Source organism: Sinosporangium siamense, assembly GCF_016863435.1.
In the GTDB taxonomy this organism is placed as follows: domain Bacteria; phylum Actinomycetota; class Actinomycetes; order Streptosporangiales; family Streptosporangiaceae; genus Sinosporangium; species Sinosporangium siamense.
Map to the genome: position 1 here is coordinate 573,398 of NZ_BOOW01000006.1, position 25,025 is coordinate 598,422.

Genomic DNA, 25,025 nt, shown 5'->3' on the forward strand with positions numbered 1-25,025 from the left:
GCATTTTTGTTGTAGAGGAAGTAGGATCAATGTCGGAGAAGGCATCTCGGCGTGGATTCCTTGCCACGATAGCCGCGACAGGCACAGTGGCCGGGGGATTCGCTCTCGGTGGCACGTCGGCACCGGCCGCCAATGCCGCGACCGCGGGGGCGTGCACGTCCTCGCTGCCCCCGGTGGAGCTGGGGAAGAACGACCCGCGTTATCAAGAGCTCAACACCCGCGGCTACAACGCCCGCTTTTCCGGGCAGCCCGAGTCGCTGGTGGTCGTGCACTCGGCCAAGCAGATCGCGCGGGTGGTGACCGAGGCCGTCCGGGCCGGCAAGAGGATCGTCGTGCGCGGCGGCGGCCACTGTTTCGAAGGTCTCGTCGACGACCCGGCCGTGCAGGTGCTCATCGACATCTCGGAGATGAACAACGTCCACTTCGATGAGAAGCACAAGGCATTCTCCGTCGAGGCGGGCGCCCGTCTCGGTCACGTCTATCGCACGCTCTATCTTAACTGGGGGGTCACCGTCCCCGGCGGGTCGTGCCCCGGTGTCGGTGTCGGGGGGCACGTGTCCGGCGGTGGATACGGCATGCTCTCCCACCGGGACGGGCTGGTCGTCGACCACTTGTACGGCGTCGAGGTCGTCGTGGTCGACAAGTCGGGCCGCGCGCGCATCGTGGTCGCCACGCGTGAGGCCGGCGATCCTCATCGCGACCTCTGGTGGGCGCACACCGGTGGGGGAGGCGGCAACTTCGGCATCGTCACGCGCTATCTGTTCCGCGCGCCGGACGCCACGGGGAACACCCCGGAGACGCTCCTGCCCAAGCCGCCGGCGCAAGTGCTCGTCACGCAGGTGCACTGGTCGTGGCCGGATCTGACCGAGGCCACGTTCAACCGGTTGGTCAGCAACTATGGGCGGTTGCAGCGTGCGGCGGCCGGTCCGGCGAACTCTCCCATCCTCGACAGCTCCCTGACGATGTTCCACGCGGACAGCGGCACCATTCAGCTCTTCGTGACGGCGGACGGCACCGATCCGAACGCGGAGGGATCGGTGTGGGCCTTCGTCCAGGCGGTCGGCGAGGGGGTCGGGCCGCAGCCCTTCGTCGAATACTGGGTGAACGCGCTGTGGATGCGCATGAGCACGTCCTACGACTCGACACCGTTCTATCTGCGGTTCAAGTCGAAGGCCGGATATCTCCGCGAGCCGTGGTCCGACCGCCAGATAAGCGCGATCTATCGCTACCTCGCGCAGACTCCCGCAAACGCCGGGTCGGCGGTCTACCTCCTGCGCTACGGGGGGAAGATCAACTCGGTCCGGCCGGACGCCACCGCGACCCCGCACCGGGATTCATGCATGATCGCGTTCTACGACATCGGCTGGTACGACCCGGCCGAGGACGCCGCCAGGCTGGCCTCGATCCGCGGGCTCTACCAGGAGGTCTACTCCGACACCGGCGGCGTGCCCGCGCCGAACACGGCCAGCGACGGGGCCTACATCAACTATCCGGACACCGACCTCGCCGACCCGGCGTTGAACACGTCGGGCATCCCCTGGCACACCTTGTATTACAAGGACAACTATCCCAAGTTGCAGCAGGTGAAGGCCAAGTGGGATCCGCGCAACGTGTTCCAGCACGCACTGTCGGTGCAGCCGCCGGGTGTTCGCGCGCGTGACCTGGCGGCCCCCGCGAGCCCGGCCGCGCCGGCCTCGAAGGGACGTGTGCAGACTCCGGCTCCGAAGAGTTATCCGAAGCCGAAGCCGCCGCGGCACGTGGGAGTCTTCGACGGGCTCTGACGGTCTTCACGCCGCCTGGAATGTGAGCTGACCGGTGTTCTGTTCCCGCTTCAGGAACGGAACACCGGAGCGGTTCGCCGAGTTCGGCGTTGCCCGTCGACTAGAATTACCAACCATGTCGAGCTCAGGCAAGTTTCCTGTGGAAATCCGCGGCACATCACGCCTGATGAAATTGATGATGCGTCTTTTCAAGAAATCGATGATCGAGCAGATCAGGAAGGGAGGAAAGAGTTCGGTTGAAAATATGATTCTGCTTCACTTCACCGGTCGCAAGACCGGCACGCACTACGAGGTGCCCGTGATGAAGCAGAACGTCGACGGGCGCACGGCCGTGTTCACCGAGGCCAGATGGCGGGTCAACTTCCGCGGCGGCGCCGACATCGAGGTGACCGACAACGGCGTGCGCACACGCATGCGCGCCGAACTCGACGACGACCCCGACTCCATGGCCGAGGGCACGGCCGAGCTCCTGAACAGGGTCGGCGTCAAAGGGGCCCGCAAACTCGGCATCGTGATCAACGTCGACCGCATGCCGACGCATGAGGAGCTTGCCGACGCGGCGCGACGGCGCAACCAGGCCGTCATTTATCTGACTCCGCTGTGAGCATCCGGCCGCTTAATCCCGGGTGCGGGACCCCTTCGGCCTGAATGGGGAAGGCCGTGGCGCGTGAAGCGCCATTCACGGCCATTCGTGGAAGGCCGCTGTGGCTCCCGACGGAAATTGCCAGAAGGGAGCCGCGCGAGTGCGCCTCCCCCAAGCACGATGAGAACCACCCACCGAGGTGCAGGTCCGGAGGAAGAGTTCCCTCCGGACCTTTGCCGCATTGCGCAAAGCGGCCGTCGCTGCTGAAGGTGGAACCTTCGCCGGGCCGGGGCGTGCGCCGTCCCGGCCGGGTGAGCGGGGTCGCCGGCGGTGGGGTGGTCAGCGGGGGTAGAGGCGCAGCAGGTCGTCCTCGGTCTCGCGGCGCACCACGACCTTGACCTGGCCGTCGCGCACGGCGAGCACGGGGGGACGCAGGACGTGGTTGTAGTTGTTGGCCATGGAGCGCTGGTAGGCGCCGGAGGCGGGGATAGCCAGCAGGTCGCCCGGTTGGGCGTCGGCGGGCAGGGGCATGTCCCAGCCGAGCACGTCGCCGCTCTCGCAGTGCTTGCCGACCAGGTTGACGGGCCGCTCGGGGGCGTCGGACACGCGGTTCGCGAGGACGGCCGTGTAGGCGGCGCCGTACATCGCGGGGCGGGGGTTGTCGCTCATGCCGCCGTCGACGCTGACGTAGACGCCGACGCCGGGGATCTCCTTGACGGTGCCGATCTCGTAGAGCGCGACGGTGGTGGGGCCGGCGATCGAACGGCCGGGCTCGACCGAGAGCACGGGCGGGGTGTCGAGCCAGGAGACGGCGTCGTGTAGCACGGCGGTGAGCTCGGCGGGGCTGGGCGGCACCGGGTCGTCGGCGCGGTAGGCGATGCCGAGGCCGCCGCCGAGGTCGAGACCTGGGATGCGGACGTTGTGTCTGCGCTCGCACTCGACCAGGAATGCCGCCATCTTGCCCGCCGCCATCTTGAACCCCTCAAGGTCGAGGAGTTGCGACCCGATGTGGGAGTGCAGCCCGATGAGCTCCAGGTGGGGCTCGGCCAGCACGCGGGCGACGGCCTGCGCGGCCAGGCCGAGGCCGAGGGAGAAGCCGAACTTGGAGCGCTCCCCGCCGGTGGCGATGAACTCGTGGGTGTGGGCGTCGACCCCCGGGGTGACCCGGATCATGACGCGCTGGCGCGCACCGGCGTCGCGGGCGACCTCGGCGAGGCGCTCGATCTCGGTGAAGGAGTCGAGCACGACCGCGTTGACGCCGGCGGTGACGGCGCGGCGCAACTCGGCGACCGACTTGTTGTTGCCGTGGAAGGTGATGCGGTCGGCGGGCATGCCCCCGGCGAGGGCGACGGCGAGCTCGCCTCCGGTGCACACGTCGAGCGACAGGCCGTCCTCGGCGAGCCAGGACGCGATCTCCGGGCAGAGGAAGGCTTTGCTTCCGTAGTGCACCTCGCCGCCGGGGAGAGCGTCGCGCCACGCGCGGGCCCGGGCCCGGAAATCCTTCTCATCCAGGACGTAGGCAGGCGTGCCGTACTCGGCGGCGAGGGCGCGGACGCCCACTCCGCCGAGGGTCAGTTCGCCCTCGGTCCTGCCCGCCGTATGCGGCCAAACCCTGTCGATCACCACGGTCATGCGAGAACGGTACAGGGGAGCCGTTGGCAACGCATCGTGAGCATCGAAGAGTTCGATGCTGACAATCGCAAGCAATCACGATTTTTGGTGATTTCGCCACGTCTGGCCAACATGTCCTCATTGTTCGTGGCGAGGAGGAAGTATGCGGAAACACCTGGTGATCGGGGTTCTGCTGGGTTGCACGCTGGTCGCCGGATGCGGCCGCGCGAACTCGGGAGCCACCGAGAACACCGGCGCCACGGCGGGCAAGACCGCACGGGAGATGGTGCCGGATAAGGTGCGCGAGTCAGGCGAGCTGCGCATGGCGACCTCGGAGGGTTACCCCCCGATGGAGATGTACAAGCCGGGCACCCAAGAGCTCACCGGCGTCGACCCCGACCTGGCGACCGCCATTGCCAACCAGCTCGGCCTGAAGATCAAAATGACGAACGCCGCCTTCGACGGGCTCATCCCCGGCCTGCAGGCGGGACGCTGGGACATCGCCATGTCGTCCCTCAGCGACACCGAGAAGCGCCGCGCCGTGGTCGACTTCGTCGACTACTTCAGCGCCGGCGGCGCCATCATGGTGAAGAAGGGCAACCCCGAAGGGGTCAAGAACCTCGAAGACCTGTGCGGGCGCAAGGTGGTGCTCGCCAAGGGCAGCTCCAACCTGGCCATCGGCGAGCGCCAGAACGACAAGTGCGCGACCAAGATGCAGATCATGCAGAGTGAGGACGCCCCGACCGGGCTGCTCAGCATCGACTCCGGCCGCGCCGTCGCGACCATCGTCGACTCGCCCGCCGCCGCGATGTACGCCAAGGAGACCGGCAAGTACGACGTGCTGGCCGAGCAGTACGACGCCGGCCCGTGGGGCATCGCGATCGACAAGAAGAACACCGGGCTTCGCGACGCCATCGCCCTCGCCGTGCGCGAGTTGCAGGCCGGCGGCGAGTACAAGAAGATCCTCGACAAGTACGGCGTCGGCGCCAACGCCGTCCCCGAGGTCACGGTGAACACCGCCAAATGGTGACCGGTCTAAACGAGGGAGGCGGCCGGGGCACCTCGGCCGCCCCCTCCGAGAAGTCCCCCCACCTGCCGATCGACGCCACGCGCTCGCCCCACCCCGCCCGCTGGGCCGCCGCCGGTCTCGCGCTGCTCGGCTTGGTGTGGCTGGCCTACACGATCATCGTCAACGAGAACCTCCACTGGGACGTCATCGCCGGGCACCTGCTCGACGGGCGCATCCTGTCGGGCCTCTGGATCACGATCGCGCTGACCGTGCTGTCGATGATCATCGGTCTGGCGCTCGGCATCACCGCCGCCGTCATGCAACTGTCGGACAGCCCCGTCCTGCGGGGCACGGCCGGGCTCTACACGTGGTTCTTCCGGGGCACGCCGCTGCTGGTCCAGCTCATCTTCTGGTTCAACATCGGCCTGGTCTTCCCTGAGATCTCCATCGGGATCCCCTTTGACGGGCCCAAGCTCTTCGAATGGCAGGCCAACGAGCTGATCACGCCGTTCACCGCGGCGCTGCTCGGCCTGTCCATCAACGAGGGCGCCTACATGGCGGAGATCGTGCGCGCGGGCATCCGCTCGGTCGACCCCGGCCAGCGGGAGGCCGCCGAGTCCCTCGGCATGTCCAACGGCCAGGTGCTGCGCCGCGTCGTGCTGCCCCAGGCCATGCGCGTGATCATCCCGCCGACCGGCAACCAGTTCATCTCCATGCTCAAGACCACCTCCATGGTCTCGGTCATCGCCGGAGCCGAACTGCTCACCGTGGCCCAGCGGATCTACCTCGGCAACTTCGAGGTCATCGCGCTGCTCGTGGTCGCCTCGATCTGGTACATCGTGCTCACCACCATCGCCAGCATCGGGCAACACTTCATCGAGAAGAGGTTCAACCGCGGCCACGACGGCCTGTCGGCCGGCTCGCGCATGCGGAGGAACCTCCTGCCCTTCACACGAGGTGGCTCATGACGACGGTCCGCATCCGATCCGTGCGCAAACGGTTCGGGGACATCGAGGTGCTCAAAGGCATCGACATGGACGTCGAGCACGGCGGGGTCGTCTGCGTGGTCGGCCCGTCCGGCTCCGGCAAGTCGACCCCTCCTGCGCTGCGTCAACCGGCTGGAGACCATCGACTCGGGCCGCATCTGGGTGAACGACGAGCTCATCGGCTTCAGCGAGAAGGGCGGCAAGCTCTGCCACCTGAAGCCGAAACAGCTCTGCGGCCAGCGCGAACGCATCGGCATGGTCTTCCAGCGCTGGAACCTCTTCCCACACCGCACCGCGCTGGAAAACGTCATGGAGGGCCCGCTTACGGTCAAGGGCGTGTCGCGTACGGCTGCCGCCAAGGACGCCGCCGAACTCCTCGACCGGGTCGGCCTCGCCGACCGCTCGGGCCACTACCCCGCCCAGCTCTCCGGCGGCCAGCAGCAGCGGGTGGCCATCGCGCGCAGCCTGGCCATGCGGCCCGGCCTCATGCTGTTCGACGAGCCGACCAGTGCCCTGGACCCCGAACTCGTGCAGGAGGTCCTGTCGGTCATGCGGGACCTCGCGGCCAGCGGCATGACAATGATCGTCGTGACGCACGAGATGGGCTTCGCCCGCGAGGTCGGCGACCACCTGGTCTTCATGGACGACGGGGTCATCGTTGAGCGGGGGCATCCGAGGGAGATCCTCGCGGCTCCCCGGCACGAGCGGTTCCGCGCGTTCCTCGGCCAGGTGCTGTGATGGCCGGCCCGGTGGAGGCCGAGCTTCTGATCAGCGGCGGGACGGTGGCAGACGGCACAGGCGCGCGACTGCGCCGGGCGGAGATCACCGTGCGGTCAGGGAGGCTTGCCGTACTCCCCGAAGGGGCGCGTCCCCCCGCGCGGCGGACGGTGGACGCGTCCGGGCTGGTCGTCGCACCGGGGTTCATCGACGTGCACACCCACTCGGACGCGATCACGCTGATCGGCGCCGGGGCGGGGGAGCAGGCCGGCGCCCTGGCGCGTGCCGCTGTCATGCAGGGCGTCACCACCGAGATCTGCGGCAACTGCGGGTCGAGCCTGTTTCCCGCGCTGCCGGAGCGGGTGGCGGGCATGGTGCCGAGTGCCCGCGCCTCCTTCGGTGGACCGGTCCCGATATTTACGGACTACAAGGGGTTTGCCGAGGCGCATATCGCCGTGCCCCGCGCCAACCATCTCACCTCCCTCGTCGGCCACGGCACCCTGCGTGCCGGGGTGCTCGGCTACGCCGACCGGCCCGCCACGCCCGAGGAGCTGGCGGTGATGTGCGACCTGCTCGACACCGCCCTCACCCAGGGCGCCGCCGGGCTGTCAACCGGCCTGATCTACACCCCCGGCACCTACGCCGGCACCGAGGAGGTCGTCGCGCTGGCGAAGGTGGCGGCCCGGCACGGCAAGCCGTACGTCACCCACCTGCGCGATGAGATGTCCCGGGTGGAGGAGGCGCTGGAGGAGGCCGTCGAGATCGCCCGCCGGAGCGGCGCGGCGCTGCACGTCTCCCACCACAAGACCGCCGGGCGGCACGCCTGGGGCCGCACGCTCGTCACCCTGCCCCGGATCGCCTCGTTGCGCGAGTCCGGGATGGACGTGACGTGCGACGTCTACCCCTACACCGCGGGCAGCACGATGTTGTCGGCCATGTTCCCGCCGTGGGCGAACGACGGGGGAGTCACGGCGCTGACCGCGCGGCTCGCCGACCCCGCCGAGCGCGAGCGGATGCGCCGCTCCATCGCCGAAGGGGTGCCGGGCTGGGAGAACACCGTCGGCAACGGCGGCTGGGACCGCATCTCGGTGGCCGGCGCAGTGCGCAACCCCGAGGTGGAGGGCCGCACCATCGCCGAGCTCGCCGCCGCGCGGGCCGTGGACCCCCTGGACCTGGCGGCCGAGCTGCTCGTGGCCGAGCGCGGCGAGGTCACGATCATCAGCCATTCGATGCGTGAGGACGACGTGCGGCGGGTGCTGGCGAGTCCGTTCGCCATGATCGGGTCGGACGGAGTGCCCAAACCCGGCCATCCCCACCCGCGGTGGGCGGGAACGTTCCCGCGTGTGCTCGGGCACTACAGCCGGGACCTGGGGCTGATGCCGCTGGAGACCGCTGTGCACAAGATGACCGGCATGGCCGCGGCCCGCTTCGGCCTCGCCGGCCGGGGCGTGATCGCCGGCGGCGCCCACGCCGACCTCGTCGTGTTCGACCCGGCCACCGTGGGCGACGGCGCGACCTACGCCGAGCCGCTGCTCCCGCCGGCGGGGATCCACCTGGTGGTGGCGGCCGGCCATATCGTCGTCGCCGGCGGCGCCGACACCGGGGCCCGGCCGGGCGAGGTGCTGACGGCGTAAGCCGGGTGATCACCGGTGAGTCGGCGCGCGGTGCGGTGCCGACATCGGCGATGAATGGATGGTGCGGGGGACAGCCGATCGACCGGCCCGACTCCGCACGGACGGATTCACGATGTCATCGGAGGTATCGCGGCCGTGACCGCTTCTTCCTATCCGCATGTGGTTGCGGCCTCGGTGCCCGGTCTGCTCGCCCTGCACGAGGACGAGCCGCTGCCGCTGGCGAGCGTCGGCAAGGTGCTGCTGCTGGCCCGGCTCGCCCGCGACCTGGCGGGCGGCGTCGCCGACCCGGCGTCCCGCGTCGAACTGCGCGACGACGACTACTGCGGCGGGTCCGGGCTGCTCACCGGCCTGTCCGCCCGCGTGTGGACGGTCGCCGACCTCGCCCTGCTCACCGCGTCGGTCAGTGACAACACCGCCACCAACGCCTTGATCAGGACGGTCGACCTCGACCGCGTCAACGAGGGGGCCGCCGAACTCGGCCTGTCGCACACACGCCTGCTCGACCGCATCCGCGAACCCCGGGGCCCCGAACACCCGCCGGCCTTCGCCCTCGGCACGGCGGGTGAACTCGCCCGGCTCGCCACCCGCGTGGGCGGCGACGAGACCTGGGCGCGCATTCTGCGCGGCTGGATGTCGGCCAACACCGACCGCGCCCTGGTGCCCGCCCTCCTGCCCCACGACCCCGAGGCGGAGGAGCCGGACGGGCCCCTCCCCGAAGGCGTGGTGTGGGTGGCCAACAAGACCGGCACCGACACGGGCACCCGCACCGACGTGGGCGTCATCGTGGGCCGGCGCCGCCTCGGCTACGCCGTACTCGCTCACGGTCCGGCCGGGAGTGAGCACGCCCTGGTCGGCGAGGTCCGCGACCTCGGCCTGGACATCGGCGCCCTCGCCCTCGCCACGGACTGAGGGCACCGTGCGGCCGACCTCCACCCCCGGCACGTCGATGATCGCGTTGCCGGAGCCCCTCCGCCCGGGGAGGGGCGGACCGTGGTCGCGGGCACGTTTCTTCATCTTCCCTTTCCGGCGAATCTTGGTGCCAGGCGTCCGGTTCGGTGACTGACCCGGATGGCCGGCGGTGTGCAAGCGCGGTTCGCGGCGGCCTCGACCTGCCCCTGTCGTTCGGCGCGCCTCCACTGACCTGCTGACCGCGCGTGTCCGGCAGAGTGGGTTAGCCCGCCTTCCTGAACACCTCGAACAGGCTGGTGAAGCTGTCGTCGGCGTGGCCTGCGGCCATGCCGCGGCGGATGAGCTCCAGGACCGCCGCAGGCAGGGCGTGGTCGACGCCCGCCTCCTTGGCGGTGTGGACGACGTGGTCGACGCTGGCCTCGGCCATGGCCAGCCGGTCGACGTCGCCGGGGTGTTCGTCGTTGTCGATGCGCTTGGCGTAGAACTCCAGGAAGGCCGACATGTCGGTCATTGAGTTGCTGGCGGGGCCGACGAACTCCTGGGCGGAGATGCCGTTCGCGCGGGCCATCGCCAGGGAGTGCACAAAGCTGATGACGGTCGTCCAGAACATGTTGATGTGGAGCTGGTAGTAGAGCGCCGCCGAGCCGGGATCGCTCCCTCGGTAGTCCGTGCCGGTCAGCACCTCCAGTGTCTCCTTGTGGGCCTCGAAGATCTCCTTCTGGCCGCTGTAGTAGGTGAAGGACTCGGGGGCGCCGATGCCGGAAGGGGCAGACATGACTCCGCCGGTGAGGTAGCCGGCTCCGTGAGCCGTCGCCCACTTGGCCGCCTCACGTGCTCTGCCCGGGGTGTCGGAGCCGAGGTTCACGATCACTCGGCCGGCTAGGGCGGTTTCGGCGGGTTTGAGGATGGCGTACATCGCCTCGAAGTCGGTCAGTGAGAGCACGACCACCTCGTTGGCGGCGAGAGCCTCCTCGACGGTCGCGGCCCGGTGGGCACCTCTGGCCACCAGATCGTCGGCTTTGCGCGCGGTGCGGTTCCACACGGTCACCGGGTGGCCTTCGTCCAGGAACCGGTTGACCATCGCCTTGCCCATCGGGCCCAGTCCGATGATGGTGACTGCCTGCTTGCTCACGGGGATCTCCTCACGCCGGTCGTCGCTAAAACGAGCGCTCTATTTAGTGGGGGACTGTAGCACGGCTCTAAAACGAACGCTCTATTCAGTAGGCTGTGGCCATGAAGACCAAGCCAGTCCAGGAGGATGTCCGGCTCGGCACCCGGGAGCGGGTCGTCCGGGTGACGTCACGCCTGATGCAGCGACACGGCTACGAAGGCACCACGCTCAAGCAGATCTCCCAGGAGGCGGATGCCACCCTCGGCTCCGTCTACCACTTCTTCCCCGGAGGCAAACTGGAGCTCGCCGTCGAGGCCGTCCGCCACGGCGACCGGGAGTTCGCCGAGTTCCTCACCGAGAAACTGGCCGAGCACGACGATCCCGCCGAAGCCATCGCCGCCTGCGCCGCCGACCTCGCCGACGGCCTGCGCGCCTCCGACTGGATCGACGGCTGCCCGGTCACCGCCGCCGCCCTAGGCACCGCCGTCCACGCTCCCGGCATTCAGGTCGTCGCGGCGGAGGCGTTCGCACGGTGGCGGGAGATCGTGTGCGACAGCCTCCGGCGATCCGGCATCGCCGAGACCGACGCTCGTGAGCTGGCTCATACGGTGATCAACACTCTGGAGGGGGCTGAGATGGCCGCCCAGGTGTCCAAAAGCCCTGAGCCCCTGCAAGTCGCGGGTCGCCACCTGGCCCGACTTATCGACACATATCGCTGACCGGGGCTCCGCCGTACCCCTCAGCGCAGGTCGTGGTGGGGGAGCCGGCCACTGCCGGTCTGGCGGACCACCTAGCTAGGTACTTGTCGGCGTTATCAGCGCAGGTCGGCTGCCAGGGAGCCGCGCAGCCTCGTCGACGCGGTGCGGAAATGTGCGATGAACGACCGCAGTGCCGGGTTGGGGTTGGTGGGGCGTACGGCGACGCCTACGCGGCGGTGCAGTTTGGAGTCGGCCACGCGGCAGACGTGCACGCCCTTGGCGTCCTGCACGCCGAGGCTTGGCACGAGGGCGACGCCGAGTCCGGCGCGGACCAGGCCGAGGGTGACCTCGTAGTGGTCGCTGCGGCAGCGGATGGTCGGGCTGAAGCCTTCAAGCGCGCCGGCACGTTCCAAGACCGACATAGGGGTGCCGGTGCCGAATGTCGTGATCCACGGCTCCGCGGCGAGATCGGACAGCCGCACTCTTGGCCGGGAGGCCGCCGGATGCCCTTCCGGCAGCACGAGCAACTGCGGCTCTTCGAACATGTAGGTCACCTCGACACCGTCGGGCGGCCGCCAGGGATCGAGAGCGTGCTCGAACACCACGAGCACGTCCAGCGAACCACGCTCAAGATCGGGCAGCAGCTCGTGGGGTTGCCCTTCCACCAGGTCGAGCTCGACTCTTGGGTAGCGCTCTGAGAACCCCGACAACGTCAGGGGGACCAGCCGATATCCCGCCGAGGCGAAGAAACCGATCCGAAGCTGCCCGGAATCCGCCCTGGCCTGTGCGAGCAGGTCCTTCTCCGCCGCCTCGATGATGTCGAGCACCTCTTGCGCGTGCTTGGCGAGCCGCAGCCCGGCGGCGGTGAGGCGAAGACTTTGCGCCCCCCGCTCCACCAGGCCGACTCCCGCTTCGGTCTCCAATCGCGACAACTGGTGCGACACCGCCGAGGGCGACAGCCTGAGGTTGCGCGCCGCCCCGGCGATGCTGCCGGTGCGGAACACCTCCAGCAAGACCTTCAGCCGGTTGCTACTGAGCATCCACCAATTATGGTCTCTCACCAGGTCAAACCCGGTCATCCCCACCACTGGACGGGGTGCCCTCGTGCCAGGGCCGAGCGCGCCGGGGCCCTTCCTGTTCACGCTTCGCCCATATCTGTGCGCCGCCGAGGTGTAGCCGCTCCAGCGGATGCACGGGGAGGGGCGGGGGCCGAGGAGGACGGGATAGCGGGGGAAGGAGGTCGGAGGCATGCCGGCCTGCTCGCTCGGTAGCGGTAGTGGCTTCGGACGTGAGCATTCGAGTCCACAACATCGATGCTCTCAACTGCCCGAAATATCGCCATCGGTCCAGGGGGGCGGGAGACGTTGTGCAACAGCCCGGACCACGGTCGGCTACAGAATGTAATCACTTGAATGTGAATCGTAGTGACAGGTGCATGAGGTCTGTGTGGCAGGGGATACGCAGGGCAACGAACTCGTTGATCAAGTCCCCTCCTCCCGGGAGCAGCCACAGATGAGTAAATTCTCCGCCCTCACCCGCCGCGTCCGCGTGGCGCTTCTCGCCACCGTCGGCCTCGTCACCCTCCTCGGCACCGCCACCGGTGTGCTGCGCTACCGGGCGAAGGCGAAGTCCGACACGCCACCCAGCTAGCCGCTCCCCGTGCGGAACTCCGCGAAGCCGGGCTCCGCCGTACGGATCGAGCCTGCTTGGCCCCCGCCGCGAGTCGTCGGCGTCGTCCCTGCCCGGAGTGCGCCTCTCGGTGCGGGGACGACGGTTTGCACGCGGATGCCTCTGAGCGGTGGTCCTAGAGGGCGTTTTGTCTTTCTCCGGTCAAAGAACGGGACGCCGGTAGACCTGGCGGGAACCGCCTTCCGGTCCGGGGGCTGCGGCCTCGGCGGGGGTGAACCCGAGCTGTTCGTAGAAGGTGCGAGCGCCGCTCGCGGAGGCGCCTGGGTGATCTGGGCCGAAGTTCACCACTTCCATCCGCACTTGGCCGCCCGAGCCAAGTGCGGCTGAGCCAAGCACGCCAGGCTCGGGTCGAGGACGCCGGTCCGACCGGTCCCACCATGCGCGAAGCCGCGGTGAAAACCGTGTGACCTGGGGAAGACAAGGGTGGGGGGAATCATGATCGTTGTCGGGGTGGACGGGTCGGCCGCTGGGTTGGAGGCGGCGGGGTGGGCCGCGCGGGAGGCCGTGCTGCGGGAGTCGCCGCTCCGGCTCGTGCATGTCATTCCGCACTGGGTGTCCGCCATGCACAATGATGCGCCGTTCGGGGAGGTGGGGCGGTGGATGCGGGCCGGGGCCGAGTCGGTGTTGCGGGATGCGGTGGAGTTCGTACGGGAGGAGTGGCCGGCGGTTGAGCTGACCGTTGAGACGGTGTTCGGTGATTCGCGGCGTGCGTTGATCGACGAGTCGCATGTCGCGGACCTCCTCGTCGTCGGCAATCACGGCATAGGAGGCTTCCGCGGGCTGCTAGTCGGGTCGGTGGCGATCGGCGTGGCGGGAAGGACACATTGCCCGGTGGGGGTGGTGCGGTCGGGGGCTTCGACGGCACGCGGGGAGCTGCTGGTCGGGATGGACGGGTCGCAGGGGAGCCTGGGGGCCGCCGCGTTCGCGTTCGCGGAGGCGGCGTTGCGGGGGGCCGGGGTGCGGGCGGTGCATGTGGTGCCGCGGTTGCCGCGCACGATTGAGGATCTGGCCGCCGCCCAGGAGGAGGAGGGTGGCGTGGTCGTGCTCCGGGGACGGCGGGAGCGGCGTGCGATGGCGGAGCGGGCGGCGCGTACGGCGGTCGCCGAGCACTTGGCCATGTTGAGTGCGCGTTATCCGGAGGTGCCGTTGACGGAGCGTGAGGCCGAGGGGCATCCGGCAGAGGTTTTGTCGGAGGTGTCGGCCTCAGCCCAGTTGCTGGTGGTGGGGTCGCGTGGCAGGGGCGGGTTCTCGGGCCTGCTGCTCGGCTCGGTCACTCACGCCCTGCTGCACCATGTGCGTTGTCCGCTGGTGATCGTGCCCACGACGACGGATCAGGAGGCCGAGTCGCCGGCCCAGACCGCAGAATAGGCGTCGACGAGCCACCGGTCTGCACGCTCGGCGTCGGGCCGGGGCGGCAGGTGGGAGGTCTCGATGAGCCGGGTCAGGCGGGCTTCCATGTCGTCGGCTACGGCGAGAGCCTCGTCCTTGCTGTGACGGCCCTGCCGGAGGTCGACGATCCACGTGCGCCACGGTTCGGGCATCGGAAGCGTGATTTTTCCGGTTTCCAGGAGCTCCACGCCTTGGAGCCCAAGCCGAACCATATGTCCGGCGAATTTCACATCGAATCCGTATACATCAATGAGTTCGGGGCGATTTGTGGCTTTTCCCCGCTCTGGGTAGACCAGGCGGTCCCGCTGCGACCGGAGATAACCCAGGAAATGGTGACCGGTCAGACGGGAGAGCACGAACTCGGGCACCTCTTCACGTAATGCCTGGCCCAGGCCGGTCGTGACCACGATCTCGTCGTCCGGCACGAACAGCGGCAGGAGGACCGTCGGGTTGCCGCCTAAGGCCAGCGCCATCCACTTACGCAAGCCGTAGACCGTGAGGTCCAGATCGCCGGGCCCGGAACGCACCCCCTCGGGCTGGGTGCGAAAGACATACTGCTCGAACTTCCGCAGCCCGACGACATACCGCGCCGGCTCCACGCAGATGCCCATCTCGTCCCGGTCGTCGGTGCCCGCGATCGCAGTGCCGTGCACACCGGAGCCCACCTGGCACCGGAGGATCGTGTGGCGTTCCGCGATCTCCGCGTACTCCGCCGTCCCATGCTTCATCCACCCGATCGTTTTCACATCGGCCATGATCCTCTCCTATCCCGTTAAATGCCGCTGGATTTCCTTCGCAAGGGAACCTCTTGCCTTGAGTGCGAGGATGAAAGCGCAGGTCAGCGGGCATGAAGGGGACTATCTTCATGCATTGGCCGGGGGGAGCCATGGTGCACTGCACAATTGGCCGTGTGGTAATCGTGTCGGCGAGCATCGTGGCCCTGGCGGGTTGCATGCCGTGGATGAGCAATCAGGGGGACAAAGCCGCGCCGTCCGCTCAGGTGAACGCGGCGAAGGCGGCGCAGGCGAAGGTCGCGGCGCACGCGGCGAGCCTCGCGGCGGCGGCCAAGGCCAAGGCCAACGAGCTCGGCCAGATTCCGGTGCTCATGTATCACCGGATCATTGAAAAGCCGACGTCCGTCGACGACCTCGACCCGAAGGTGTTCCGCGCCGAGATGGAACGCCTGGTGGCCGAGGGATATGTGCCGATCACCGCGGCGGAATATGCGACGGGGCGGATCGGCATTCCCGCGGGGAAGCACGCCGTGGTGCTCACCTTCGACGACTCGTCGCCGTCCCAGCTCAGTTTGGACGGCATGGGCGCACCCAAAGCCGGCACCGCCGTCGCCATTCTGCAGGACGTCGCCCGCAAACACCCCTCGTTCCGTCCCGTCGCCACCTTCTACGTGACGAAGGACATGTTCGGGGTGACGACCCCGGAAGAGCAGGCGCAGATGGTCACGTGGCTGCGCAACAACGGGTTCGACATCGGCAACCACACCCGCGACCACCTTAATCTGCGCGGCCGCGAGAAGAAGGCCGTGTTCGACGAGGTCGCGGCCGGCCATAAACTCATCACCGACCTGGTGAAGGAGGCGTCGCCGGTCACGCTGGCCCTGCCGTACGGCAATCAGCCCACGAAAGCCGAGTGGGCGCGCAAGGGCAACTCAGGGAAGGTGGCCTATGACTACGGCGGGGTTTTCCTCGCGGGTTACAACCCGGCGCCCTCGCCCTACGGGAAGGATTTCAACGCCCTCGGCATCCCGCGCATCCGCTCGGGGGTCAAGAAGGGCGACTGCTCGAAGTTCTGCTCGGCGGCGTGGCTGGACTGGTTGAAGGCCAACCCCGACAAGAGGTTCACCTCAGACGGCGACGCGAAGACGGTCGCCTATCCGAAGTTCAAGGCGCCTTTCATGGCGAAGCAGTTCACCGGGCAGGCTTTGGCGTACTGACGTCGCGTTGCCCATCACGGCCGGTGTCTTCCGGCGTGCGGGGAACGGCAGGCCCATCACGGCCGGTGTCTTCCGGCGTGCGGGGAACGGCTGGCCTGGCACGGCCGGTGTCTTCCGGCATGGGCGGAGCGGCCGGCCTGTCACGGCCGGTTGTTGGCGCCGTCAGGAACGGCCGGCCTCCCACACGGCTTCGAATGCCTCGGTGGAGATCTGGGTGAGTGTCCAGATCTCCACCGCCTGGTTGGTGAGGAAACCGTGCTCGTCTTCCAGATGGCCCCACCAATAGCGCCACACGGTGCGGTCGGCGCCGATCTCGATCTGCCGGACCGCCCAGTGCTCACCGTCGCCTTCGACGGTCTCGAACAGCCAGATCCCGCCGTCCTCGTCGTCGCCGCGCCAGTGATGACGCGGCATGTCGGACTCGGCCAGCGTCTTGAGGGCGGGCACGCGCAGGTCAGCGCTCAAGATCGGTCCCCTCTAACTCGTGTCTCGGGTGAGCGGCTCACCAGGCGAGCAGGCTCCGGGGCATGGGGACCCCGGGTCTGTGTGGACACGGCTGCGTTTCCCCGGTGACCAGGCGTCCCGGGCCACCATATCCCGCAGTAAATGCCGGGTCGTTCCGCAGGCATTCGTCGAGCTCGCCGGCTCAGGCCAGAGGAACCCGGCGGCTGACTTCAGCTACGATAGCCCGAAGTGGCTGGGGCGGTATGAGAGTAAAAATTGCGTTTCACCAATGAGGTCTTGTGCGGTGAGACAACTCCCAACGTCCTAGGCCGGGGAAGCCGCCGGCCCGCGTCCACGTCGCCGGCTCCGGCTCCGGCGAGACACGCGGCGGCGAAAGACGGCGGGCCTGCGCGGCGGCCATGAGTACGGCGGTGACGGCGGCCACCTCCGCCGCCGTCGGCGCGCCCCGCACGATCACGATCTCCGGCTCCCCGCTCACTGCGGCTGGTTCCCGTGCTTGCGGCTCGGAAGCGGAGCCTGCTTGGTACGCAGCATCGACAACGCCCGGATGAGGACGATCCGCGTCTCCGAAGGGTCGATGATGTCGTCGACCAGGCCGCGCTCGGCCGCGTAGTACGGGTGCATCAGCTCGGACCTGTACTCCTTCACCAGCCGGTCCCGGGTGGCCTCCGGATCGGCCGCCCCCGCGATCTGCTTACGGAAGATCACGTTCGCCGCCGCCTCGGCCCCCATCACCGCGATCTCGTTCGTGGGCCAGGCGAAGCAGAGGTCGGCGCCGATCGAGCGGGAGTCCATGACGATGTAGGCTCCGCCGTACGCCTTGCGGAGCACCAGCGAGACCCTGGGCACCGTGGCGTTGCAATAGGCGTAGAGCAGTTTGGCGCCGTGCCTGATGATTCCGCCGTGCTCCTGGCTGACGCCCGGCAGGAAGCCCGGCACGTCGACCAGCGTGACGATCGGGATGTTGAACGCATCGCAGAACTGCACAAAACGCGCGGCCTTCTCACTGGCATGAATGTCGAGCACGCCCGCCATGGAGATCGGCTGGTTCGCCACGATCCCCGCCACCTGGCCGCCCATCCGCACCAGCGCGCACACGATGTTGGCCGCCCACGCCGCCTGGATCTCGAACAGCTCGCCGTCGTCGGCGATCTCCTCGATCACCTTCCTGATGTCGTAGGGGTGGCCGGGGTCGGCGGGGACCAGCGTGAGCAGCGCGTCCGTACGGCGGGCCGGCGAGTCCGCGGGCTCGATCGGCGGAGGCATCTCGCGATTGTTGGCCGGCAAAAGGGACAGTAGGTAGCGGACGTCGTCGAGGCAGCTCTCCTCGTCGTCGTAGACGCCCGTCGCGACCCCCGACATCATGGCGTGCACGTCGCCGCCGCCGAGCCCGAGGTGCGTGATCTCCTCGCCGGTGACCGCCTGCACGACATCCGGCCCGGTGATGAACATCTGGGAGATGTCCCGGACCATGAACACGAAGTCGGTCAGCGCGGGGGAGTATGCCGCTCCTCCGGCACAAGGCCCCAGCATGACGCTGATCTGGGGAATCACCCCCGAGGCCGCGGTGTTGCGGCGGAAGATCCCGCCATATCCCGCGAGTGCCGTCACGCCCTCCTGGATGCGTGCTCCCGCCCCGTCGTTGAGCGACACCAGGGGCGCACCCGCCTGGATGGCGAGATCCATCACCTTATGGATCTTCGCGGCGTGTGCCTCGCCGAGGGCCCCGCCGAAGATGCGAAAATCATGCGCGTAGACAAAGACCGTCCGGCCGAAGACCGTGCCCCAGCCGGTGATCACCCCGTCCGAATACGGCTTGCGCTCCTCCAGACCGAACCCCGTGGCCCGATGCCGCCGGAGCGGCTCGATCTCCTGAAACGAATCGGGGTCGAGAAGAAGCTCGATACGCTCACGCGCGGTCAGCTTGCCCTTGGCGTGCTGACGCTCGGTGGCCGCGGGATCCGGTCCTTGCTGGACCTTCTCCCGCAGGAGGTGAAGCTCGGCTAGGCGTTCCTCGTTGGTCGGCTCCTGGGGGCGCTCATGAAGGAGTGTCACAGTAACCTCATTGATCACGAAATGCCGGGACATGTCCTGGCAGACCGATTCGGTTGTCGGCGTGGAAGCTATAACTCCTCGCTAAAGGCACTCTGGAGCACAACTCGACACCCTGATCTCGACCCGCCAACCGACCATGGTCGGGGGAGAGGAACGCAGATCCCCCTAAACCCCGGAGTACGGCAGAAGCCCACCCAGGCTCCCGCCGTACATGCCGGCCTGCCGAGTGCCTGCCGCCCTGAGGTCACTGCCAGGCTGATGTCTGCGGCCTGGCGTAAGCCAACCGTTCGACATCTGCCGGCGGAGACCGCATCGAGGTCGCGCCGCTGCCGGATGACCGGGCCGTCGTCCGCTGTAGTGAGAGGCGCAAAACCACCGTTTTCCACAGCGCTGGCCCGGCGTCAAATAAGTGGCGTCCGGGGAACGCCGATCGCTAGCGTGGCGCCGTCGATTCACGATCAACCGTCGTGGGCTCCGCGCTCGGGCTCTGAGAGGCGTTCTCCGATGACACGGCATACCGCGCGAACGGCCGGTCCACCCGAGCCGCTCGGGCCGGGGCACCCCTTCCGGCAGTGGAAGACCTGGCGCGTCCCCGGCACCGATTTGACCCTCACGGGCTACTCGCGGGCCAACGACAAGACCTTCTTCCACATCCCCGAGCTGCGCTGCTCCCTCGACGCGGGACTCTGCGAGGGGCGGCAGGTGGACACCGTCCTCCTCACTCACGCCCACCACGACCACGCCAAGGACCTCGACTTCCTCGCCGGCAACCCCTCGGGCGTGGACGTCTACCTGCCCGCCGAGGCCGTGCCGTACGCCGATGCCTACATCCGCGCCTCGGGTGAGCTGAACCACGGCCCTGGGTTCGATCCCGCGTTCGCGCGGCACAGGCTGCACGGGGTACGGCAGGGCGACGAGTTCGTGTTCGGGCGGCGGAGGCACCACGTGCGGGTGGTCGAGTGCGAGCACAAGGTGCCGTGCGTGGGATACGCCCTCTCGGAGATGCGTAAGTCACTCAGGCCCGAGTTCGAGGAGCTCCGAAGGTCCCTCGTGGAGCAGGGGAGAGGCGGCGAGTTCGGCCGGCTCATGGCGCGGAAGCGCGCAGAGGGAGTCGAGGTCGAGGTCGAGGCGCGGCGCCCGATCTTCGCCTACCTCGGCGACACGCACGTGCGGGTCTTCGAGCGCAACCCGTGGCTCTTCGACTATCCGGTGGTCGTCACCGAGTGCACCTTCCTCCACGACACCGAGGCGGAGCGCGCCGAGCGGGTCGGGCACACCGTGTGGAGCGGGCTCAAACCGGTGGTCGAGGCGCGTCCGGAGACCCTCTTCGTGCTGATCCACTTCAGCCTGCGGCACACGGACCGCGAGGTGCTCGACTTCTTCGAACGCGAGTGGGAGCGGGCCGGGGACGCGCGGCCGGACAACGTGGTGCTCTGGGCCCACCGCGAGAGCCACCTGCCGGAGCGCGCCCAGCCCAGCGTCCTCTGGGCTACCTGACCGCACGTGATCGCACGCGGCCGAGGCGGGGAGTACGGCAATGCCGCATGCCTGGCCTTTGGGTGGCCGAATGGTTGCGTTCGGTGACGAACGCCTGTGGTGTCGGCGGTCGGGCGGCGGACCGCTCTTGATCGACGAGGCGTCGACCTGCGGCGGCGTATATTGGGTTGGCGGAGACCTCCCCCCGGAAGGCCGCGGCGTGCGCCGTGCGCCGGAACGGAGGGTGATGGCTCGCCACACGACTCACCGGGCCCCCGTGGCCACGGTCAAGCGGGTCGAGGTGACCTTGACGGTCAACGGCGTCGACCACCGGCTCGAGCTTGACTCCCGCGTGACCCTGCTTGACGCGCTGCGCGACGTCCTCGGGCTGACCGGCACCAAGAAGGGGTGTGACCAGGGCGCCTGCGGCGCGTGCACCGTGATGGCCGACGGCAGACGCATCTTGTCCTGCCTGACGCTGGCCGCGCAGTGCGAGGACCGGGCCGTCACCACCGTCGAAGGGCTCTCCGACGGTGCCGTGCTCCAACCGATGCAGGAGGCGTTCATCCGCCACGACGCCTTCCAGTGCGGCTACTGCACTTCGGGGCAGATCGTGTCGGCGGTGTGCCTGCTGGCCGAGGGGCGCGCAGGGTCCGACGCGGACATCCGCGAGTTCATGAGCGGCAACCTGTGCCGGTGCGGGGCCTACTCCAACATCGTCGCGGCCATCCGCGACGTCCGCGACCGGATGGGGGTGGACGGCCGCGATGCATGAGTTCGAATACCTCAGGGCCGACGAGGTGGGCCGCGCCGTGGCGACCGTGGCCGGCGATCCCGGCGCGTCCTATCTCGCCGGCGGCACGACCCAACTCGATCTGATGAAGGACGGAGTCCTCGCCCCCGATCGGCTTGTCGACATTACCCGCCTGCCACTCGGCGGCATCGCGTGCGACGGCGACATGCTGCATGTGGGCGCGGTGACCACGATGGAGGAGCTGGCGGCCGATCGCACGGTGGCCGAACGCCTGCCGTTCCTGCGGCAGGCGCTGCTGCTCGGAGCCTCCGTACAGCTCCGGAACATGGCGACGATCGGCGGAAACCTGCTCCAGCGCACCCGCTGTCGCTACTTCCGCGACCCTGCGGTGTCCGCGTGCAACAAGCGGCTCCGCGGCTCCGGGTGCGCCGCGGTGCACGGGGCGGCCAGGATGCACGCGATCCTGGGCGCGAGCCAGCACTGCATCGCCGTGCACGCCTCCGACATGGCGGTGCCGCTCGTGGCGCTGGACGCTGTCGTGCGCCTGCTCGGCCGCCACGGGGAGCGTTCGGTCCCGCTGACGGAGTTCTACCTCCTGCCGGGCGACACACCGGACGTGGAGAACGTGCTCTCGCGCGGCGAGCTGATCACCGCCGTGGAGATCCCGCTCCTCGCGCCGGAGACGCGCTCCACCTATCTCAAGGTGCGCGACCGCGCCTCCTACGAGTTCGCGCTCACCTCCGCCGCGGTGGCGCTGCGGCTCGACGGCGGCGTGATCGGCGAGGCGCGGGTCGCCCTGGGCGGCGTGGGGACGGTCCCCTGGCGCGCACCCGCCGCCGAGGCCGTCCTGCGGGGAGCGCCCGCGGGCGAGGAGGCCTTCACCGCCGCGGCCGAGGCCGCCGTCGTCGATCCGTTCACGGTGGAGGGCACCGCGTTCAAGGTCGAGCTGGCCAAACGCACCCTCGTTCGCGCCCTGCGCACTGTCACCGCGGGTGCGCCGTGACGACCGTCGAGCGCGTCCGCCTGGTCGGTGAGGGGGTCGACCGGGTCGACGGCCCGCTGAAGGCGACCGGGGCCGCGCGCTACCCCAACGACTTCAACCTCCCCGACATGGCGCACGCCGCGCTCGTGCGCAGCACCGTGGCCGCCGGGCGCGTCAGGGGCCTCGACACCGCCGCGGCCGAGTCCTCGCCCGGCGTGCTGGCGGTCATCACCCACAGGAACGCGCCCTCGCTCGGACACGGGCCCGACACGATCCTCTCGACCCCGCCGCCGCCCTTGCAGCACGACCGCATCCTGCACTACGGGCAGTATCTCGCCGTGGTGGTGGCGGACACTGCCGAGGAGGCTACGGCCGCCGCCCGCCGGATCAAGGTCGACTACGACGAGGCGGAGGCACTCCTCGACATGCACGACCCGAGGGCGGAAGTGCTCGTCGACCCGTTCAAGACCGACTCCGACCGCGGCGACGCGGAGTCCGCCCTGGCTGCGGCCGAGGTGCAGTTCGAGGCGGCCTACACCACGTCCGAGAACACCAACAGCCCGCTCGGCCTCTTCACCACCGTGGCGGCCTGGGACGGCGACACCCTCACGGTCCACGACTCCACCCAGTGGCCCGGCAACGTCCGTACGGCTCTCGCCCGCGTTTTCGGCCTTCCGGAGAACGCCGTGCGGGTGCTGGCTCCGTTCGTCGGCGGCGGGTTCGGCGCGGGCCTTCGCCCGTGGCCGCACGTCGTGCTGGCGGCGCTGGCCGCGCGCACGGTGGGCAGGCCGGTCAAGCTTGTGCTGTCCCGGCCGGAGATGTTCACCGGCACCGGTCACCGTACGGCCTCTGAGCAGCGCGTCAGGATCGGCGCCACACGCGACGGGCACCTCGTCGCGCTCCACCACGAGTCCACGACGACGCTGCAGATGGAGGGAGACAACTTCGAACCGTGTGCTAGCGGCACGTCGTACGCCTACGCCTGCCCCAACCTCCGCACGCGCGACACGCAGGTCCGGCTGAACATCACCTGGTGCAACTCGATGCGCGCGCCCGGCGAGGCGCAGGGCAACTTCGCGCTGGAGTCGGCCATGGACGAACTGGCCTACGCCCTCGGCATCGACCCGCTCGAACTGCGACTGCGCAACTACGCCGAGGAGCACCCGGGGCTCGGCCTGCCATGGTCGAGCAAGGCCCTGCGCGAGTGCTACGAGGTCGGCGCCGAGCGGTTCGGCTGGTCGCGCCGCGACCCCGAGCCCGGCTCCATGCGCGACGGCGACCAGCTGATCGGGTACGGCATGGCCGGCGTGTCCTTCTTCTGGTTCCAGCAGCCGTGCCAGGCGAGCGCGACCTTGCGCGAGGACGGCACGGCCCTGGTCCGCAGCGCCGTGACCGACATCGGCACCGGCACGTACACGGTGATGACCCAGCTCTCGGCCGAGTTGCTCGGCCTTCCCCTGTCGCGCGTCGCCTTCGAACTCGGCGACAGCGACATGCCGGAGGGGGCGCCCGCCGGTGGCTCGGGTCTGACGGCCGGCCTCGGCAGCGCCGTCCAGTCCGCCTGCCACAACCTGGTGCGGGCGTTCCTGGACATCGTGCGCCACGACCACACCTCGCCCCTCCGGGGCTGCGAGGTCGACGAGGTCGCCGTCGCCGACGGCCGGATCTTCAGGATGGGGTCGCCGGGACGCGGCGAGTCCTACACCGACCTCCTCGCCGCCCATGGTCTGCACGAGCTGACCGCCGATGGCGCCGCCACTCCCGGCACCTCCGAGGAACTCGGGATCGCGCCCGCGGGCGCCTTCGGCGCGAAGTTCGTCGAGATCCGCGTCGACCCGGAGCTCGGGACGCTCCATCTGGAAAGGGTGGTGTCGGCGATCGACGCCGGCCGGATCCTGAACGAGAAGACGGCCACCAGCCAGATCCTCGGCGGCACGGTCGGCGGCATCGGCATGGCCCTGTTCGAGGAGACCGTCACCGATCGGGACACCGGGCGCATCGCCAACGGCACCTTCGGCGACTATCTGATTCCCGTGAACGCCGACATTCCCGACATGCAAGTGATCTTCGTCGGCCGGCCGGACAGGTTCAACCCCGTCGGCGTCAAGGGCGTCGGGGAGATCGGCCTGGTCGGCATGTCCGCTGCCATCGCCAACGCGATCCACCACGCCACAGGCCGCCGCCTCCGCTCACTGCCCCTCACGATCGACATGCTGCTATAGCGGCGGGAAGCCGGCACGGGCCCGCTCACGATCCCCCGCCGTCCGGGCCGCTTCACACACTCATGGAGGTCGGCGCGGGTCGGTCCCGCGGCGCATTCGGTGAGCGTGGAGAGCTCCATCGCCGAATCCGGCGATCCGGGTTGCCCGGCGACCGAGCTCACCAGGCGTTCAACATCAAGGCGAGTGTCTGCGGGAGATCGTTGCCCAACTCGACACGACCGAGGTAATGAAGGGGGAATCGAGGGCGGGCCGGGAGAATTCGACCAGCACCGTGAGCGCTCAGCAGACCCTGGCGCTTCGGTGGCCTCTTCTTTCCAAGGGCTTGGTTGGCCTGCGAGGGGTCAGCCCAAAGTCAGCACCGGTCCAGAGAACGCGGGCACCCATGTCCTCAAAACGACGACACGACCTCAGGCCACCCATGTATCAACCGGCCAGGCGGGCGCAAGCGATAGGGGTGACCCCGCAACCGGCCCGCGCTCTCCGCGGGCACACGTGCCCTCAATACGACAACTCGAGCCAGGTCAACCATGTATGAACCGGCCAACAAGGCGCAAGCGATGGGGGTGTGGGTGGCGAAGCCCCCACCCGCGATGCGAAGCGAGCACTACGCGGGTGACGCCGCGAACGGCCCGCGCTCTCCGCGGGCACACGTCCCCCGCAAAGGAACGTGGGCGATACTGGGATTGAACCAGTGACCTCTACCGTGTCAAGGTAGCGCTCTCCCACTGAGCTAATCGCCCTCACGAGAACCGCGAGCCGCAAGGGCCCGCAGCACCAGAGGTGGAGACGGGATTTGAACCCGTGTAGACGGCTTTGCAGGCCGTTGCCTCGCCTCTCGGCCACTCCACCGGGCGAGGCCTCACCTCTGCAAGGCCTCTCCGAGCGGACGACGGGATTCGAACCCGCGACCCTCACCTTGGCAAGGTGATGCTCTACCAGCTGAGCCACGTCCGCGTGATCGCCGGTTTCCCGGCCTCACGAAGAGAACTCTAGCGAATTTCCC

The 25,025-nt window shown here is 68.8% G+C and carries 22 protein-coding genes, 3 tRNA genes and 1 pseudogene; 15 read left to right on the forward strand and 11 right to left on the reverse strand.

All coding sequences use genetic code 11. The features are described 5' to 3' along the window. The first annotated feature begins 29 nt into the window (after positions 1-29). Positions 30-1,781, forward strand: a complete 1,752-nt coding sequence (locus Ssi02_RS04540; RefSeq protein WP_204021267.1) for an FAD-binding oxidoreductase — start codon at positions 30-32, stop codon at positions 1,779-1,781. Between the two features lie 34 nt (positions 1,782-1,815). Next, entirely contained in the window at positions 1,816-2,385 is a 570-nt protein-coding gene (locus Ssi02_RS04545) for a nitroreductase/quinone reductase family protein (protein ID WP_204021269.1), read from the forward strand. A gap of 318 nt (positions 2,386-2,703) precedes the next feature. On the opposite strand, the gene lysA is transcribed toward Ssi02_RS04545, so the two are convergent. Further along, positions 2,704-3,996, reverse strand: a complete 1,293-nt coding sequence (lysA, locus tag Ssi02_RS04550; protein ID WP_239128585.1) for a diaminopimelate decarboxylase — start codon at positions 3,994-3,996, stop codon at positions 2,704-2,706. A gap of 142 nt (positions 3,997-4,138) precedes the next feature. On the opposite strand from lysA, the gene Ssi02_RS04555 reads away from it, so the two are divergent. From Ssi02_RS04555 to Ssi02_RS04575, 5 genes and pseudogenes are all read left to right on the forward strand, one after another. Next, entirely contained in the window at positions 4,139-5,005 is an 867-nt protein-coding gene (locus Ssi02_RS04555) for an ABC transporter substrate-binding protein (RefSeq protein WP_204021273.1), read from the forward strand. Continuing rightward, positions 4,999-5,952, forward strand: a complete 954-nt coding sequence (locus tag Ssi02_RS04560; protein WP_204021275.1) for an amino acid ABC transporter permease — start codon at positions 4,999-5,001, stop codon at positions 5,950-5,952. The genes Ssi02_RS04555 and Ssi02_RS04560 overlap by 7 nt, the downstream gene beginning before the upstream one ends. Further along, a pseudogene (locus tag Ssi02_RS04565) lies at positions 5,949-6,708 on the forward strand (amino acid ABC transporter ATP-binding protein). Before Ssi02_RS04560 ends, Ssi02_RS04565 begins: the two are co-directional and overlap by 4 nt. After that, positions 6,708-8,321 (forward strand): N-acyl-D-amino-acid deacylase family protein, encoded by a 1,614-nt coding sequence (locus tag Ssi02_RS04570; protein ID WP_204021277.1) that lies wholly within the window; start codon positions 6,708-6,710, stop codon positions 8,319-8,321. Before Ssi02_RS04565 ends, Ssi02_RS04570 begins: the two are co-directional and overlap by 1 nt. Before the next feature lie 135 nt (positions 8,322-8,456). Next, entirely contained in the window at positions 8,457-9,230 is a 774-nt protein-coding gene (locus Ssi02_RS04575) for a serine hydrolase (RefSeq protein ID WP_239128586.1), read from the forward strand. 262 nt (positions 9,231-9,492) lie between these two features. On the opposite strand, the gene Ssi02_RS04580 is transcribed toward Ssi02_RS04575, so the two are convergent. Continuing rightward, the gene (locus Ssi02_RS04580; protein WP_307825579.1) at positions 9,493-10,368 is read right to left on the reverse strand and encodes an NAD(P)-dependent oxidoreductase; all 876 of its coding nucleotides are present in this window, start codon (positions 10,366-10,368) and stop codon (positions 9,493-9,495) included. Positions 10,369-10,463: 95 nt separating this feature from the next. On the opposite strand from Ssi02_RS04580, the gene Ssi02_RS04585 reads away from it, so the two are divergent. Next, positions 10,464-11,060: a TetR/AcrR family transcriptional regulator gene (locus Ssi02_RS04585; RefSeq protein WP_204021283.1), complete on the forward strand. Its 597-nt coding sequence runs from the start codon at positions 10,464-10,466 to the stop codon at positions 11,058-11,060. A 95-nt stretch (positions 11,061-11,155) separates the two neighbouring features. Here the strand turns inward: Ssi02_RS04585 and Ssi02_RS04590 are convergent, their stop codons facing one another. Continuing rightward, positions 11,156-12,289, reverse strand: coding sequence for a LysR family transcriptional regulator (locus Ssi02_RS04590; RefSeq protein ID WP_239128587.1), 1,134 nt, complete (start codon positions 12,287-12,289; stop codon positions 11,156-11,158). Positions 12,290-12,551: 262 nt separating this feature from the next. On the opposite strand from Ssi02_RS04590, the gene Ssi02_RS04595 reads away from it, so the two are divergent. After that, on the forward strand, positions 12,552-12,689 hold the full coding sequence (locus Ssi02_RS04595) for a hypothetical protein (RefSeq protein ID WP_204021285.1): 138 nt from the start codon (positions 12,552-12,554) through the stop codon (positions 12,687-12,689). Between the two features lie 180 nt (positions 12,690-12,869). On the opposite strand, the gene Ssi02_RS04600 is transcribed toward Ssi02_RS04595, so the two are convergent. Next, entirely contained in the window at positions 12,870-13,013 is a 144-nt protein-coding gene (locus Ssi02_RS04600) for a hypothetical protein (protein WP_204021287.1), read from the reverse strand. A gap of 150 nt (positions 13,014-13,163) precedes the next feature. Between Ssi02_RS04600 and Ssi02_RS04605 the strand changes: the two genes are divergently transcribed. Further along, the gene (locus Ssi02_RS04605) at positions 13,164-14,096 is read left to right on the forward strand and encodes a universal stress protein (RefSeq protein ID WP_204021289.1); all 933 of its coding nucleotides are present in this window, start codon (positions 13,164-13,166) and stop codon (positions 14,094-14,096) included. Here the strand turns inward: Ssi02_RS04605 and Ssi02_RS04610 are convergent. After that, positions 14,060-14,845: a nucleotidyltransferase domain-containing protein gene (locus Ssi02_RS04610; RefSeq protein WP_204021472.1), complete on the reverse strand. Its 786-nt coding sequence runs from the start codon at positions 14,843-14,845 to the stop codon at positions 14,060-14,062. The two genes, Ssi02_RS04605 and Ssi02_RS04610, sit on opposite strands and share 37 nt — an antisense overlap. Before the next feature lie 233 nt (positions 14,846-15,078). On the opposite strand from Ssi02_RS04610, the gene Ssi02_RS04615 reads away from it, so the two are divergent. Next, the gene (locus Ssi02_RS04615) at positions 15,079-16,068 is read left to right on the forward strand and encodes a polysaccharide deacetylase family protein (protein WP_239128588.1); all 990 of its coding nucleotides are present in this window, start codon (positions 15,079-15,081) and stop codon (positions 16,066-16,068) included. A gap of 162 nt (positions 16,069-16,230) precedes the next feature. Here Ssi02_RS04615 and Ssi02_RS04620 read toward each other — a convergent pair whose 3' ends face one another. The 3 genes from Ssi02_RS04620 to Ssi02_RS04630 all read right to left on the reverse strand — a co-directional run bounded on the left by Ssi02_RS04620 (position 16,231) and on the right by Ssi02_RS04630 (position 18,588). Further along, a complete protein-coding gene (locus Ssi02_RS04620; protein WP_204021291.1) occupies positions 16,231-16,533 on the reverse strand; it encodes a hypothetical protein in 303 nt (100 codons plus the stop codon). 262 nt (positions 16,534-16,795) lie between these two features. Beyond that, a complete protein-coding gene (locus Ssi02_RS04625) occupies positions 16,796-17,011 on the reverse strand; it encodes an acyl-CoA carboxylase epsilon subunit (RefSeq protein ID WP_204021293.1) in 216 nt (71 codons plus the stop codon). Beyond that, a complete protein-coding gene (locus Ssi02_RS04630) occupies positions 17,008-18,588 on the reverse strand; it encodes an acyl-CoA carboxylase subunit beta (protein WP_204021295.1) in 1,581 nt (526 codons plus the stop codon). The genes Ssi02_RS04625 and Ssi02_RS04630 overlap by 4 nt, the downstream gene beginning before the upstream one ends. A gap of 504 nt (positions 18,589-19,092) precedes the next feature. Between Ssi02_RS04630 and Ssi02_RS04635 the strand changes: the two genes are divergently transcribed. The 4 genes from Ssi02_RS04635 (at position 19,093) to Ssi02_RS04650 (ending at position 24,022) form a co-directional block, all read left to right on the forward strand. After that, the gene (locus tag Ssi02_RS04635) at positions 19,093-20,085 is read left to right on the forward strand and encodes an MBL fold metallo-hydrolase (protein WP_204021296.1); all 993 of its coding nucleotides are present in this window, start codon (positions 19,093-19,095) and stop codon (positions 20,083-20,085) included. 226 nt (positions 20,086-20,311) lie between these two features. After that, positions 20,312-20,839: a (2Fe-2S)-binding protein gene (locus tag Ssi02_RS04640; RefSeq protein WP_204021297.1), complete on the forward strand. Its 528-nt coding sequence runs from the start codon at positions 20,312-20,314 to the stop codon at positions 20,837-20,839. Next, positions 20,832-21,821 (forward strand): FAD binding domain-containing protein, encoded by a 990-nt coding sequence (locus Ssi02_RS04645; protein ID WP_204021298.1) that lies wholly within the window; start codon positions 20,832-20,834, stop codon positions 21,819-21,821. The genes Ssi02_RS04640 and Ssi02_RS04645 overlap by 8 nt, the downstream gene beginning before the upstream one ends. Next, positions 21,818-24,022, forward strand: coding sequence for a xanthine dehydrogenase family protein molybdopterin-binding subunit (locus Ssi02_RS04650; RefSeq protein ID WP_204021299.1), 2,205 nt, complete (start codon positions 21,818-21,820; stop codon positions 24,020-24,022). Before Ssi02_RS04645 ends, Ssi02_RS04650 begins: the two co-directional genes overlap by 4 nt. A gap of 668 nt (positions 24,023-24,690) precedes the next feature. Here Ssi02_RS04650 and Ssi02_RS04655 read toward each other — a convergent pair. The 3 genes from Ssi02_RS04655 to Ssi02_RS04665 all read right to left on the reverse strand — a co-directional run bounded on the left by Ssi02_RS04655 (position 24,691) and on the right by Ssi02_RS04665 (position 24,976). Beyond that, positions 24,691-24,762, reverse strand: a tRNA-Val gene (locus Ssi02_RS04655). Positions 24,763-24,800: 38 nt separating this feature from the next. Next, a tRNA-Cys gene (locus Ssi02_RS04660) sits at positions 24,801-24,871 on the reverse strand. Between the two features lie 32 nt (positions 24,872-24,903). Then, a tRNA-Gly gene (locus Ssi02_RS04665) sits at positions 24,904-24,976 on the reverse strand. Between the last annotated feature and the right edge of the window lie 49 nt (positions 24,977-25,025).